At 39.6% G+C, this 15194-nt stretch carries 15 protein-coding genes; 4 read left to right on the top strand and 11 right to left on the bottom strand.

What is annotated here, in order from left to right; translation table 11 throughout:
* Positions 1-220: 220 nt before the first annotated feature.
* Together rsgA and H3U73_RS08450 are read right to left on the bottom strand one after the other, a co-directional pair.
* Positions 221-1105, bottom strand: coding sequence for a ribosome small subunit-dependent GTPase A (rsgA, locus tag H3U73_RS08455; protein ID WP_084550945.1), 885 nt, complete (start codon positions 1103-1105; stop codon positions 221-223).
* 2 nt (positions 1106-1107) lie between these two features.
* Positions 1108-2394 carry a M48 family metallopeptidase gene (locus tag H3U73_RS08450; protein ID WP_198190392.1) on the bottom strand — a complete coding sequence of 429 codons (1287 nt, stop codon included), beginning with the start codon at positions 2392-2394 and terminating at the stop codon, positions 1108-1110.
* A gap of 342 nt (positions 2395-2736) precedes the next feature.
* Between H3U73_RS08450 and orn the strand changes: the two genes are divergently transcribed.
* Genes orn through H3U73_RS08435 form a run of 3 tightly spaced genes read left to right on the top strand, consistent with a single transcriptional unit; the run spans position 2737 to position 5446 of the window.
* The gene (gene orn, locus H3U73_RS08445; RefSeq protein ID WP_078475446.1) at positions 2737-3285 is read left to right on the top strand and encodes an oligoribonuclease; all 549 of its coding nucleotides are present in this window, start codon (positions 2737-2739) and stop codon (positions 3283-3285) included.
* A 45-nt stretch (positions 3286-3330) separates the two neighbouring features.
* Complete coding sequence (gene pgi, locus H3U73_RS08440) at positions 3331-4992, top strand: glucose-6-phosphate isomerase (protein WP_084550940.1); 1662 nt, start codon at positions 3331-3333, stop codon at positions 4990-4992.
* A complete protein-coding gene (locus tag H3U73_RS08435; protein WP_025331711.1) occupies positions 4973-5446 on the top strand; it encodes a CinA family protein in 474 nt (157 codons plus the stop codon). Before pgi ends, H3U73_RS08435 begins: the two co-directional genes overlap by 20 nt.
* A 105-nt stretch (positions 5447-5551) precedes the next feature.
* On the opposite strand, the gene H3U73_RS08430 is transcribed toward H3U73_RS08435, so the two are convergent.
* On the bottom strand, positions 5552-6877 hold the full coding sequence (locus tag H3U73_RS08430; RefSeq protein ID WP_078475444.1) for an ammonium transporter: 1326 nt from the start codon (positions 6875-6877) through the stop codon (positions 5552-5554).
* A gap of 30 nt (positions 6878-6907) precedes the next feature.
* Positions 6908-7246 (bottom strand): P-II family nitrogen regulator, encoded by a 339-nt coding sequence (locus tag H3U73_RS08425; RefSeq protein ID WP_078475443.1) that lies wholly within the window; start codon positions 7244-7246, stop codon positions 6908-6910.
* Positions 7247-7782: 536 nt separating this feature from the next.
* On the opposite strand from H3U73_RS08425, the gene H3U73_RS08420 reads away from it, so the two are divergent.
* Positions 7783-8625 (top strand): DUF3579 domain-containing protein, encoded by an 843-nt coding sequence (locus H3U73_RS08420; RefSeq protein WP_084550938.1) that lies wholly within the window; start codon positions 7783-7785, stop codon positions 8623-8625.
* Between the two features lie 165 nt (positions 8626-8790).
* On the opposite strand, the gene rpoH is transcribed toward H3U73_RS08420, so the two are convergent.
* From rpoH to H3U73_RS08385, 7 genes are all read right to left on the bottom strand, one after another.
* The gene (gene rpoH / locus H3U73_RS08415; RefSeq protein WP_084550936.1) at positions 8791-9639 is read right to left on the bottom strand and encodes an RNA polymerase sigma factor RpoH; all 849 of its coding nucleotides are present in this window, start codon (positions 9637-9639) and stop codon (positions 8791-8793) included.
* Between the two features lie 229 nt (positions 9640-9868).
* Positions 9869-11389 (bottom strand): apolipoprotein N-acyltransferase, encoded by a 1521-nt coding sequence (lnt, locus tag H3U73_RS08410; RefSeq protein WP_084550934.1) that lies wholly within the window; start codon positions 11387-11389, stop codon positions 9869-9871.
* Positions 11390-11663: 274 nt separating this feature from the next.
* Complete coding sequence (locus H3U73_RS08405) at positions 11664-12500, bottom strand: HlyC/CorC family transporter (protein ID WP_025331717.1); 837 nt, start codon at positions 12498-12500, stop codon at positions 11664-11666.
* 2 nt (positions 12501-12502) lie between these two features.
* Positions 12503-13018, bottom strand: a complete 516-nt coding sequence (gene ybeY / locus H3U73_RS08400) for an rRNA maturation RNase YbeY (protein WP_084550932.1) — start codon at positions 13016-13018, stop codon at positions 12503-12505.
* Positions 13019-13605: 587 nt separating this feature from the next.
* Positions 13606-13971 carry a roadblock/LC7 domain-containing protein gene (locus H3U73_RS08395; protein ID WP_025331721.1) on the bottom strand — a complete coding sequence of 122 codons (366 nt, stop codon included), beginning with the start codon at positions 13969-13971 and terminating at the stop codon, positions 13606-13608.
* Between the two features lie 21 nt (positions 13972-13992).
* Positions 13993-14652: a peptidase M23 gene (locus H3U73_RS08390; RefSeq protein WP_078475436.1), complete on the bottom strand. Its 660-nt coding sequence runs from the start codon at positions 14650-14652 to the stop codon at positions 13993-13995.
* A gap of 5 nt (positions 14653-14657) precedes the next feature.
* Complete coding sequence (locus H3U73_RS08385) at positions 14658-15194, bottom strand: ATP/GTP-binding protein (protein WP_078475435.1); 537 nt, start codon at positions 15192-15194, stop codon at positions 14658-14660.

The following is a 15194-nucleotide window of genomic DNA, read 5'->3' as shown; positions in this document are numbered from 1 at the left end:
CTTTTATAAAGGGACCAATTACGATTGATTGGCCTCGCACAAATAAAGAATCTTGCCGACGTAAAATCGGCAAGATGGCGATAGTATCATGTTTACTCTGCATGAATCAATTTTTTATGCAAGTAAAGCACGGATTTTTAGATAAAAAAACAACGTTTATGCCTTATACATGACTATTAGTCTGGATTTCGGGTATTTTTACTCTGCCTGAATATAAATATTATCTGGTTAATTCATCAGTAATACTTTGCAGAAACTGAAGTCGTTCAGGCTTCAGTTTCCCATCTGCCGCAGCCAGTTTCAGTGCACAGCCCGGTTCCTGACGATGAGTACAATTATGAAAACGGCACTCCCCGATATACTGACGCATATCAGGGAAATAATGCAGCAGATTACTAACTGACAAATGATGTAAGCCAAATGCCTGCAATCCGGGCGAATCAATAAGCTGACTGTGTGCATCCAGATCATATAATTGCGCATGAGTCGTGGTGTGACGACCTGAATCCAGTGCCGCTGAGATATCACCTACCCGTGCCTGTTCATTACCCAGCAATGCATTGGTTAAAGTTGATTTACCCATACCTGACTGACCTAACAGGATTGCCCGCTCTCCCTGTAAATACTGACGCAGCTCAGCCAAATTATATAAGGCACTAATATTGATTACCTGATAACCCAGACTCTGATAAAAGGCCAATTTTTCGAGCCAAAGCTTATTTTGTAGTAAATCTGCTTTATTTAATACAATCAGTGGCGGTATATCCGCAGCCTCTGCAGCCAGTAATGCACGCTGCAATAATAATTCACTGGGAGTCGGTACAGCAGCCAGTACGATTAGCATAAGGGTAACATTAGCCGCAATGAGTTTACTGCGCGTAGCATCCTGCCGGTAAAGCAGGCTGCGCCGGGGTAAATAATCCTCAATTACAGCCTGCTGCTGATTGATATGACTAATATGGACTTCATCACCACAGGCAAAATCAACTCTTTTCTTTCGTGTAGTGGCTTCATAAGTTTTACCCGCATATGTTCGCACCATGAAGCGGCGCCCGAAACTGGTAATAATCTGTGCTGTTAATAATTCATTCGCAGGCTGCGCCATTCTCAGTCTGCCTTTACGGCTGTTTGTAATGCCGCAATACGTTCACGTGCTCCCGGATGTGAATCATAAAACCGCGAATACCAGATATCACTAACCAGACTGGAGGCATTAGTACGATAAAGTTTGGTTAAAGCATGAATCAGATCATCGGCATTTGCATATTTTGCTGCAAAACGGTCTGCTTCAAATTCATTTTTACGGGACAAAACACTCGACAATGGTGAAAACGGAAAAGTAAATACGGGCAGTACCAGCATAAATAATAATAAAGCCATAGCATGACTGACTTCATGCACACCCAGACCAGTATAAAAACCAGTCTGAGGTAATAGCCAGCCCAAAACAGCAAAAACAATTAAAGCCAATATAAAAGTAACAAGCATTTGTTTGAATACATGTTTGTGAGCAAAATGCCCTAACTCATGGGCCAGCACAGCCTCAACCTCACTTATCTGCATATCTTTCAGTAAGGTATCAAAAAATACAATGCGCTTATGTTTCCCCAGACCGGTAAAATAAGCATTACCATGCCCACTGCGTCTGGAGCCATCCATTACAAAAATACCATCACTCTGAAAACCAGTACGCTGCAACAAGTTTTCAATCCGGGTTCGCAATGCATCATCTTTCAATAGTTCAAATTTATTGAAAAGCGGCGCAATCCATTTTGGAAAAGCCCACATCAGCAACAAGGAAAAACTGACCCATACCAGCCATACAGCCATCCACCATGCGCCACCAAACCAGTTTGCTGCAATCAGAATCCGCATCAGCCACAGAATAATATACAGTAAGGGCAAGCCAACAATAATGGCTAAAAGACTACCTTTAAACTGATCAGCAATAAAAGTAGCCATGGTCATTTTGTTAAAGCCAAATTTTGCCTCCAGACAAAAACTGCGGTACCAGGCGATCGGCCAGCCAAGAATCATATTAACCAAAGCAAACAGACCAATAAGCACAATTCCCTGTGCAATATCGTGCTGCACCCATTTTTGACTTAAATGCGCTAATAGATCAAGACCGCCACCAAGTGTGAATATTAGTAATAATAATGCCTGAAACAGAATTTCATAACGAGCCAGACGCTGCTTGGCCAAAGTATAATCCGCTGCTTTCTGATGCTCTGCCAGTGACACACTTTGTGCAAAAGCCGCTGGAACATGGCTACGATGTGCCAGTACAGCTTTACTTTGGCGAACCGAAAGATATAACTGGCCACATATGCTGCAGATGAAAAATAATAAAAACAATATATAAATCGTTTGGGCAGAAAGATAAAACACCATAAAAATACTTTGTACCTGAAAATAATCATTTTAACGGAGTTTATCTGTTACTGGCTAAAAAGTGACTGAATAAACATCCTTCTATTTAAAATTAACATGATTATTTGACTGAATAATATATTATTACCGTATGTTATCTTGTGATAATATCCAAAACTACTTACAACATTACACAAATTATATTCAATTAGAATAATTGAAATTTAGTCTGTTCTGTGTTCTCCTAAAACAATTACTTTTGCCTGATTTTAGCTCTAGATATAGGTAAAAAAATCAGCTTAACCTATCAGCCTTACCAGAAAGAAGCTAAAATCATATTTTATTATTAATCAAGATTAAGATATGCAAAACGCTAAAAATCTTGCGTGGCTGGATATGGAAATGACCGGATTAAATCCGGATACAGACCGTATTATAGAGGTTGCCATGATCATTACCGATAGTGACCTGAATATACTCGCACAGTCTGAAGTACTGGTAATTCATCAGCCAGACAGCATTATCGATCATATGGATAAATGGAATACCACTACGCATACCCGTACTGGTCTGGTAGATAAAGTAAAAGCTTCAACGCTAACAGAAGCTGAGGCTGAAGAAAAATTGCTGGCTTTTATCAGTGAGTGGATACCGGAAAAAGCCTCACCAATGTGTGGCAATTCCATTCATCAGGATCGCCGCTTTATGGTGCGCTACATGCCGCGACTGGAAGCTTACTTCCATTACCGCAATCTGGATGTTTCTACTCTTAAAGAACTGGCCAGACGCTGGAATCCTGCCATTGTCAAAGGCATTAGTAAAAAAGGTGCGCATCAGGCTCTGGATGATATTAAGGAAAGCATTGAGGAAATGGCTTATTATCGCGAACACTTCTTAACAATACCTAGCTGATTTTGTATACTGCCCTATTTATCTTTGCTGAAATTAATTCCGGTTATGATCAATCCGTCCTGCCCCATTAATCAGACAGCCATTTGGGCACAATTGCATCAGCATCAGCGCAGCACCCGTTTCTTGCATATGCGCGACTTATTCCGTCAGCAGCCGGATCGTTTTGCACAAATGCATGAACAATTAAATGGTCTGTTACTGGATTACAGCAAAAACCGTATTACTGAAGATACACTTGCATTACTGATTGAGCTGGCCAATATTGCAGATGTACGTGGCTGGACTGATAAAATGCGCCGCGGTGATAAAATTAATGTTAGCGAAAATCGTGCCGTATTACATACAGCACTCAGGTTACCGCCGCATGCTGAATTGTATGTTGATGATCATAATATCGTACCAGATATCCATCGGGAACTGGAACGAGCCTACCACTTTGCCGAATCAGTGCGCAATGGTGAATATACCGGAGCTGGTAATGAACGTATTATGGATATTATTAATATAGGTATTGGCGGATCTCATCTTGGTCCGGAAATGGTGACACTGGCCTTACGTCCGTTTCAGCAAACTGGTCTGAATATTCATTATGTTGCCAATGTTGACGGCGCCAACCTGATTCAGGTATTAAATAAAGTTAATCCGGCCACAACCATTTTTATTATTGCCAGCAAATCTTTCACTACACCTGAAACTTTGCTGAATGCACAAACCGCACGTAACTGGTTTTTACAACAGGGAATGAGTGAAGCTGATATCAGCCGCCATTTTATAGCTATAACCAGTGCTGTTCATAAAGCACAAACTTTTGGTATCACTTCGGATCATACATTCTCCATGTTTGACTGGGTAGGCGGTCGCTACTCTGTTTGGTCAACTATTGGATTATCAGTTATTTGCGCCATTGGTAAAGAAAATTTTCAGGATTTTCTTGCTGGCGGCAGAGCAATGGATGAACATTTTTTTCATGCACCGCTAAGACATAATATTCCGGTTTTACTCGGACTGATCGGATTGTGGTATCACACCTTTTATACCACAACCAGCCATGCAATCATTCCTTATGACCACGGACTGCGCCGTCTGGCTGCGCACTTGCAGCAGCTGGACATGGAAAGTAATGGAAAACAGGTAAGCCGTTATGGAGAACGGCTGGACTTTGATACTGGTCCGATAATCTGGGGTGAGGAAGGTGTTAACTGCCAGCATGCTTTTTTTCAATTACTGCATCAGGGACCACGACTGATTTCTTCCGATTTTATTGTTCCAGTTAACAGTTTTTATCATGTCAGTACCCAGCATAAAGTTCTTGTTGCTAATGCCTTTGCTCAAACTGAAGCACTTATGCGTGGCAAAACACTGGCGGAAGCTTATGCCGAATTAATTCATCTGGATAACAAATCACGCGATATTATGGCTCCGCAAAAAGTATTTCCGGGTAATCAGCCATCTAATACACTCTTAATAGATGAAATTAACCCGTTTAATCTGGGTATGCTGCTGGCCATGTATGAACATAAAGTATTTGTACAGGGTGTAATCTGGGGAATTAATTCATTCGATCAGTGGGGTGTAGAGTACGGAAAAGTTCTGGCTAAAAATATTGAACCGGAATTAAGTACTAATGATTCGCTACACCATGATGCTTCAACTAACGGCCTCATTGACTATTTCAGAAAACATCACCATGACACAAACCTTAATTGACATTACCACCAAACTGGATGAATTGGGACATACGGTAACCTGTGCCGAATCATGTACCGGGGGCTTGTTGGCAGCAGAACTAACTCGCCTGCCGGGTAGTTCAAATTGGTTTAATATGGGCTATGTCACTTATAGCAATCAGGCAAAAAAACAGTTACTTAATGTTAACGAAACAACTTTGCGCCATTATGGAGCTGTTAGTGAGGAATGTGTACGCGAAATGGCACTAGGTGCTCTGATTAATTCGAAAGCAAATTATGCTATTTCGATTTCCGGTATTGCCGGGCCAACTGGAGGAAGTGCCGAAAAACCAGTTGGTACAGTATGGTTCGGGCTGGCAACCAAACAGCGTATCTGGGCTAAAAATTATCAGTTTAACGGTAATAGAGATACAATCCGCACTCAGGCTGTGGAATATGCTTTGCGTTTTTTACGTCAATATTTATACCGTTAAACCAGACTGTATACGTTATCAGAATCCAGCAGATAAAATAAAACTGACCGGTTTTTCACAGCCGGTCAGTTTTTCATTTCAAACAGAATTGAGAATCAACCATACTTATTCAATACGTTCACCATGGATACTCACATCCATACCTTCGCGTTCTGAATCATGATCAATACGTAAACCGCGACATACAATTGCCACAATTTTAAGAATAAGATAAGTCATAATTACGCTGTATACAATTGTAATAGCCACATCTTTAATCTGAGCCAGCAGTTGACTACCTAAAGTCGCCTCACCGCCAAAAATGGCGTTACTGAACAGCAAACCAGTTAAAATTGAACCAACGATACCGCCAAAGCCATGAATACCAAAGGCATCAAGCGAATCATCATAACCAAATCTGCGTTTTAAATACACTGCGGCAAAATAAGCAGCAACAGCTGTCAATACTCCGATTACCAATGCAGCCTGTGGACCGACAAACCCGGCAGCAGGTGTAATGCCCACCAGACCGGACACCGCACCAGAAGCCATACCCAATGCAGAAGGTTTATGTCCTGCCAGTTTTTCACATAACATCCATGTTAATGCTGCTGAAGCTGCTGCTATCTGAGTCACAGCCATAGCCATACCTGCAGAAGCATCCGCAGCACCAGCTGAACCGGCATTAAAGCCAAACCAGCCAACCCATAGCATCGCAGCACCGGTTAGAGTAAGTACCATATTATGTGGTGCCATTACATCCTTACCGTATCCCAGACGTTTACCAATCACCAGTGCAGCTACCAGTCCGGCAACACCGGCATTAATATGCACAACCGTTCCGCCGGCAAAATCCAGAACCGGTGTTTGCGTATTACTCATAAAGCCTCCGCCCCAGACCCAGTGACATATCGGCGCATAAACACAAGTAACCCAAAAACCGGAAAATAACAATAAGGCTGAAAATTTCAGACGTTCGGCAAAAGCACCTGTCACAATAGCCGTAGATATAATGGCGAAGGTCATTTGAAAAAACATGAATACTGACTCAGGAACAGTACCATCTCCATTAACAATAGTAGTCATTTCTCTGGTTTTATCCAGTCCCATACCGCTAAGCATAAACCGATCCAAACCACCAATAAATGAATTACCCGGGGTAAAAGCCAACGAATAGCCTATTATCATCCACAGCACACTTACCAGAGCGGCAACGACAAAGCTGTGCATCATGGTACCCAATACATTTTTTTTTCGTACCATTCCGCCATAAAACAATGCCAGACCCGGAACAGTCATCAGCAAAACCAGTACGGCAGAAGTCATTACCCATGCTGTATTACCTGCATTTATCTCTGACAGCGGTCGCCACCAGCCGGACAAATCAGCAGCTAATAGCGGCAATGGTAATAACAGAGCTATCGTTACTACACATTTATCAATCAATTTCATTGTATTTCCCTTAATAATTATTCAGATTATTTATACAGCATCCGATCCGGACTCACCTGTACGTATTCGCACCACCTGCTCAACCGCTGAAACAAAAATTTTGCCGTCACCCACTTTACCTGTACTGGCGCATGTCATTATCGCTTCAACAGCTCGCTCTACCAGATCATCCACGAGTACAATTTCTATTTTAATTTTAGGTAAGAAATCGACTTCATATTCTGCACCTCGATAGATTTCAGTATGCCCTTTTTGCCTGCCAAAACCTTTTACCTCACTGACAGTCATTCCTTGCACACCTATTTCAGCCAGTGCTTCACGTACATCATCCAGCTTGAATGGTTTAATCATCGCTGTAACTTTTTTCATATAACTCTCCTCTTTTCTGAATTTTTGAATGTTGCTCATCAAGACAATCTTAATGACATTTATCAAATCCAATTTGTTAATTCTGTAATTTGCAGCAAGCAAAAATTTTAATTACACCATACATCTTTATTTTAAATCTGCAAAGATGTATCAAAATTACTGGGGTATTTATCTTATCTTTTGCTAATGAATCCATCAGACAAATGTCATAATCAATCTGGTCGATATAGCCTATAGAACAATTAAAATAGTTATATAAACCATTTATATTTCAATTCTGCATATAAACTAATCAGCTCAATAGATTTAATTACATAACAAGTCCAGATGATATCTTTATCAGAAATTGTATCTGACAGAATAAAAGTAGCAGATGAAATAAAATTACATTTATTATTCTTTTTGCATAAATAATTTCAATAGAAAACACACACATGTGACATACATTAAATATGCCGTATCAGGTATAATTAATCACGACAGTAAAAATAAATATATGCATTATTGAAACTTCATGTTTCTATCAAGAGGTCAACATGCTAATTTGCAATCCGTATGAAATCGTTATCCAGGGTATGACTAATAATAATAAACGTTTTCGTCCCAGTGACTGGGCTGAGCGTTTATGCGGTATATTGTCCTCTTTTGATCAGGGACATCGTCTGTCTTATCATCAATGGGTTCGTCCTATTTTAATAGATAATATTCGTTGTGTTGCCGTTGATCGTAAACTGGAAGAAATCAGCAGCACAGCATTCAATTTTCTGATGGACTTTGCCCGTGATAACGACCTACGTATTCTGGATTGCAAATCTTTATTAGAAGAACAGGAACATAAACAAATTACACTCACCGATGCTGTATCTCAGAAAAATGCAGAAACAGCACAAACACAATTAAATACAATTCAAACAGAAATAGAAACAGAACTACAGGTTCCGGTTAATCAATTACGTGAACTGACTCCTGCAGAGACTAGTTCTGCTTTTGCAGCTTTACATCTGTTGCATCCCAATATTCGTGATATAGCTCAGTTTCAGGATCTGGTCAAAATTCAGCAGACCGAAGGTTATCGTCTTTTGGGAATATTTGAAGAAGGTAAACAGAATGCCGTGACCGTTTGTGGCTTTCGAATTGTGACTAACTTTGCTTCTGGACGCCATATACATATTGATGATTTAGCCAGCCTTCATTTACCCATAGCTGATGAGCAGGCTAGCCAGATTTTCAAAACATTGAAAACAATTGCAATAAATGAACACTGTAGCAGTATTCATGCTGATTCAAATGTATCTTCGGATAGTAGCAATATGCATCATTTATATCTGAAAAACGGTTTTACATTATGCAGCCATAAATTCAGTCAAAAAATTGATTAAATAACATCTTCATAACATATAAAAATACAGGATATTTCATATCCTGTATTTTTTATCCGCATATTAGCTATTAAGATAGCAAATTTATCTTCAGTTAATTTGTTTTTAAAATACACAAATCAGATTGAATTTATTTTCATATTTCTGAATAGCACGATATAAATCTCATTCTTTTTCAGAAAGATAGCCACGCAATTTCTGCATAGCTTTGGCTTCAATCTGGCGGATACGTTCTGCAGATACACCATATTCACCAGCCAGGTCATGCAAGGTTAATCCACCATCATCTGCCAGCCAGCGACTTTCAACAATATGCCGGCTGCGATCATCCAGTTTAGCCAGTGCATTCTGCAAACCTTCGGTCTGCAGAGTATAATGCGCCTGCTGCGCCAGTACTTGTGTTGGTTCTGTAGTACTGTCAGTCAGCCAGTCTATCGGTGCAAAATTATCCTCATCATCATTTTCTGCCAGCAGCGACATGTCCTTACCTGTCATCCGCTGTTCCATTTCCAGAACTTCAGACAGTTTCACACCTAAATCATCAGCAATCGACTGTGCTTCTTTGTTACTTAACGCAGCCATAGATTTGCGCATACTGCGTAAATTGAAGAATAATTTACGCTGTGGTTTAGTAGTAGCTACACGTACCAAACGCCAGTTACGTAAAATAAATTCGTGTATTTCAGCTTTAATCCAATGTACCGCAAACGAAAATAAACGTACGCCACGACTTGGCTGAAAGCGTTTTACCGCTTTCATCAAACCAATATTGCCTTCTTGAATCAAATCAGCCTGATTCAGACCATAACCATCATAACCACGAGCGATAGAAACGACTACACGCAAGTGGGACAAAATCAGTTTTTTTGCAGCCTCTAAATCCCCTTCGGTCTGGCGTACCGCCAAATCCTGTTCTTCCTCAGGAGAAAGCATAGGAATATTGTTTACGGTATGAATGTATTGCTCCAAACTACCATGCCCGGTCAGCACGGGTAATGCAAAAGCGGTATTCATGCCTGTCCTTTCTCTGTGTGCCCAGCTATTTAATTATTTTTCGCTCCCTACAATAACACATTGTTTATTGCAGGAAAACAATTAATAACTGAGTTAATAATTTATCATTGTAATTAAAATATTACTGTACTTCAATTACTATTTATGATTTGTTCATTATAGGAAAAATAATGTATATTCAAAATTATGATTGTATAAATTTATCATTATACACATTAGTTTGGTTTATTCAATGGCGATAATGTCCATAAATACCTAGTATTAACAGTAAAAACAGACTGATCAAAGCCAAAGGCCAGCTGCTTCCGAGTCGCATATAGGGTGTACTACCTTTATAACCGGATATTTCACCTTCTAATACAGATGCAGTATCAGGTTTGAGTTGTGCCACAACTTTCCCTTTAGGATTAATAATTGCAGTCATTCCTGTATTGGTTGCACGAACCATATAGCGCCCTGTTTCTAATGCACGTGCCTGAGATTGCTGTAATTGCTGCTGCATAGCATGTGACTTTCCATACCAGGCCATATTGCTTACATTTGCCAGTAAACTCGCCTGTTTGGCTGTAGCAATTAGTTCATCTCCGAAACCATCTTCATAACAAATATTAAATGCAATACGCTGATTAGCCAGTTGTAAAGGCATTTGTCCTATGCCACCACCAGAAAAACCGACCAGTGGCATGTCCATCTTACTATATAGCCAGCCCAGTAAAGCCGGAAAAGGAATATACTCACCAAACGGAACCAGATGATTTTTTGCATAGAAAGGTAATCCGGCTGTTACAGGAGTAGCTGTAAAATTAATCACTGCATTTTGATAACCGGTTCCATCTGCCGTATATTGCGGAATACCCACGGCGAGTGCAGAACCATGGCTGCGCGCAAGCTGAGTAAATTCATCTAATAGTTCAGCAGGCATATCCTGACGCATTACCGGAATCGCTGTTTCTGGCAAAATAACAATATCTGCATGGGTACTGGCTATCTGATCAAAATAACGTTGTAATGTTGGCTGTAATGACCGCTCATCCCATTTGAATGACTGCGGAATATTGCCTTGTGCCAGAGCAATCCTGGCATGAGTGCCATCTGACTGTGTAAAGTGAAACTGTAATAATATTGCTCCAAGCAACCATACACTTATTAATGCAACACCACAGCTAATCTTTACTCTCCAGCTTTTTGCCAGTACCAACTCAGCCAGCCAGGCACCACTGGCTACAGTAACCAGTGTAACCAGAAAAATACCACCCACTGGTGCATAACCGGCCAGAGCCGAATCTGCTATTTGGCTATAACCCCAGATGCCCCAGCCAAAACCTGTTAGTGCACGTTCACGGACAAATTCAGCCAGACACCATAACAAAGGCAATACAATAGTATGGCAAATAGTGCCTGAAAACCTGAATTTACCCAGTAACCAGAATACTATAGCAGGATAAATAGCCAAATAAGCAGGTAATATCAATGTCAGCGGCCAGGCCCAAATTTGCGCTAATCCGGCAATATCATGTAAAGCAATATCTATCCAGTAGAGTAATGATGTATATGCAGTTAATGCCCATAGATAGGCTGTCCTGATACGCCATTGTGGCCGTACACTCTGCAAAATCAGCAATACCGCCAGTAAAACTGGTAATAACCAATAATGATAATAAGGAGCAAAGGTAAATGGTACCAGAACCGCAGATATGAATAATAACGGCCAGTACACCCATGCTTTAGCTAAAATAGCATGACACTTCATAGCAGAAGAATGTTGTGCAGCTATCTCCGGTTGAGCAGTCACATAAATCTCCGCAGCTTTTAGACAGCTAAATTAAAATTTAATAATTACATTAGCCATTAATGGCAAACATCAATATTCATTATATTTTAATAATATATTTTCAATACAATATATGATTAATTACCATAAATATTGCCTTCTATAAAATACGGATTGATAAGCTATCTCTATGTTTCTGTAGCTAAAACAATGTAAATAAAAAAATTTTCAATGCGCAAACGCATTAAGTATACTAATCTACATCATGTTTAACAGTTACCATTAGTGTCTGTAAGCGCCGTGCATCAGCCCGGGCTATTGTGAAGTTTAATTTACCAATGGTAATTTTTTCACCTCGTACTGGCATGTGGCCTATTTCCTGAATAACCAGACCACCAATAGTGTCTACTTCTTCATCAGAATAATCAGTACCGAAGAATGCATTGATATCTTCTATTTCTGTCACCGCATTAACGCGAAACCGCTCAGCAGACACTGCAAAAATATTATCAGCACTATCATCTTCATCAAATTCATCTTCGATATCACCAATGATAGGCTCTATTACATCTTCAAATGTCACCAGTCCGGAAGTACCGCCATATTCATCAACAACAATAGCCATATGATTACGTTGCTCACGGAATTCTTTCAGCAATGTATTCAGTGATTTACCCTCCGGAACAAATACAGCAGGACGTAATATTTGCTCTAGCTGAAAATGCTCTGTTTTATTCCAGTATTTGAGTAAATCTTTTGCATGCAGGATACCCAGAATTTCATCTTTATCCTCACCAATTACCGGAAAACGAGAATGAGCAGTATCAATGATATAAGTAATAATTTTGTCTAATGAATCATCAATCTTAATCACATCCATCTGGCTGCGCGTTATCATCGCGTCGCGTACTTCCAGATCAGCGAAGTCCAGTACATTTTCCAGACATTGTAAGGTATCTGCATCAAAAACCTGTCGTTCATGGGCTTCCCGCAAGGTTTGCAGTACGTCTTCTTCAGTATCCGGCGTCTCTCCAGATATACGATTAACCAGTCGCTCAAAAAATCCGGGTTTCGATGAACTTTCGTCCATAATCAATATTCATCCTGTATATAGGGATTGGTATATCCTAACTGATGCAGAATACGAATTTCAAGCGCTTCCATAATTTCTGCTTCATCATCATCAATATGATCATAGCCCATCAGGTGTAAAACACCATGGACAGTAAGATGAGCATAATGCGCTATTACTGATTTATGCTGATCAGCTGCTTCTTTTTCTATCACCTGCGGACAAAAAACCAGATCACCATTGAGTTCTGAGCAGTTAGGTAAATACATACTCTCACCTTCATTGAGTGCAAAACTCAGAACGTTAGTTGCATAATTTTTGTTTCGATAATTATGATTAAATTGGCATGCCGCATCTTCATTACATAGTAATATGGCAATATTGGCTCGGTTATAACTATTCTTACACGTTTGCCATATCCATTGCCGCCACTGTCTATAAGTCGGAACAAGGCTGGCATTACTGCGATTATCGACATTTAAACTGAATATTTGATTCAAATGCTGTAAAACCGGCTTTTTTTTGGCAATTTTCATCTAATTTATTTTGGATCCTAATGGATATATTTTAGCAAGTGCTACTGATAAATGCACTAACTACTCCTATTTCGTTTTAATTACCTTAAAAATCTGATATTTCATTCTAATTACTACTATTCGTATTAAAAATCTGACCAATAAGAATTTATTTATCCTGTGTTAGTGCATAGTATTATTTATATACAATTGTAGGAATGATCTATTGGAATTCTTTTCTAAAATTTTTTATTCAGTGTTTTTAAAAATAATTTAGTTCTTATTTTAAGATTAAGATATTTATTATTTCAGTAGTTAATGAATACTAGGCTTTAAAAAAACAATATTTTGACATTTCACTAATAGATATAGCTGATTAATGAATAATTAAGACTATTTCTTTCGCCAATAAACAAAATCCATAAGTAAATTCAATCTTTTATTCAAATATGAATATACTTATGGCAAAAGACATCTGGTAAATTGATTGCTTTAAATAATTTAAAATATACTGCTATTCTAAGCTACTTATCAATTTACCTCTTTGATATAAAATTACTCACCCTGCTTAAATATATGAAAACAGGGCTTTCATTATATATGATAATTTAGCGTAAAATATCTACAATACTACGTGCTGCGCGGCGGGCATCCAATAAAATGAGGCCAAGCTTAGCGCCTTCGTTAGCAGTAACTGCCAGCACATTGGTCTCACCTGCCTGAATTAGCAGAATATAACCATGTTTACCCTTTACCATAACCTGTTCGAGTTCATCACACTGTAACTCACGAGAGGTACGGTTACCCAAAGCAAGCAGAGCTGCTGCCATTGCACCAACGCGGTCTGGATCAACACCATTCGGTAACAAGGTTGCTACCGGCAGACCATCGGAGGAAATTACAGCAGATGCGGTAATATCAGCCGAAGAGCTGTTTAAATCACTTAATACCGAAACCAGTAATTGTTCTTGCATCTTGATGTCTTTCTATTGATGTTATTCATTTACCACATGAATGTCTTCACCCGCCAATACGTACAAACCACGTACCATCGTGACAAAAGCTTCACCATTTAGTAGCGGCAATCCTGCTGTTACCAAAATATTTTTGGTATTGCCTATATACAGAGGGAAGAATGTTAATTCACTCTGACCGGCAGGATCACATATCCCGATAGCGTTGTTGTAGATATTAAGGTTATTTTTAATCAGTAAACTGTGTTTTTCTGTCAGGCGTGTAGCCTCACTAGCCAGATTAGCTACCTCTTCGGCAGTTTCATGATTAAAACCGACATTAGCAAAATAAAAACCATCCTGATCTACCAACAGTGCTTTATGGCTGTCTGATAGCTGCCCCAGAATGTTTTCAAATTCATCAGAGGTAACTTTAACCAGCTGAGAACTGGGTTTAGCCTCTCCGTATAAGAATTCCAGACGTTGTAAGCGATATAACAAATTCAACGCTGTGTGAACATCATCTGTTTCAGCCCATCGTTTCAAACGCTCTTCGGTTAACTTCGCATTAATATCCGCCTGCAGAATATTGGCCAGCAACATACGACTGGCACTCTGGTTGGGGCTGGATACCGCATAAAATGCACCGGCTGGCATCACTTTAGGATACAAATCATGATGTAGCTGTAATGTAGATTCCATACTAACTACCCTTCTAAACCTGGATCAATTGAGTACAGCATAGCAGTAACCAGTTGTTTTACATCATCTTCATTACGGGCATCTACCTCAAAAACAGGTACATTAAGTTTATGCTGCGCCAAATACTGCTGATAAACATCCACGCCCGGCTGAGGATTGATATCCATTTTAGTTACACCAACGACAACCGGAGCCTCATCCAGTAAATCATGAAAAGAGGTAAGAAAAAATTTCAAATCTTTTAATGGATTCTGGCGGGTATTATCCAGCAGCAGAATTAAACCCATACTCCCCTTACTTAAAATACTCCACATGAAGTCAAAACGTTCTTGACCAGGTGTACCATATAAATGAACTTTTGTATGTTCATCAAGCCGAATAACACCATAATCCATGGCTACAGTAGTATGACCTTTTCTATCCTGTGTCATATCCGACGCACTGGCATCAGTCTGTACCGGAGGATCATCCGATAATGCAGCAATGGCAGTCGTTTTTCCCACCCCAACCGGGCCGGTAAATATAATTTTATTTTCAACCAT

Source organism: Snodgrassella sp. W8124 (genome assembly GCF_016100875.1).
GTDB lineage: Bacteria > Pseudomonadota > Gammaproteobacteria > Burkholderiales > Neisseriaceae > Snodgrassella > Snodgrassella alvi.
Note: the sequence above shows the minus strand (reverse complement) of the source record. Positions and strands in the feature narration are given on the sequence as shown.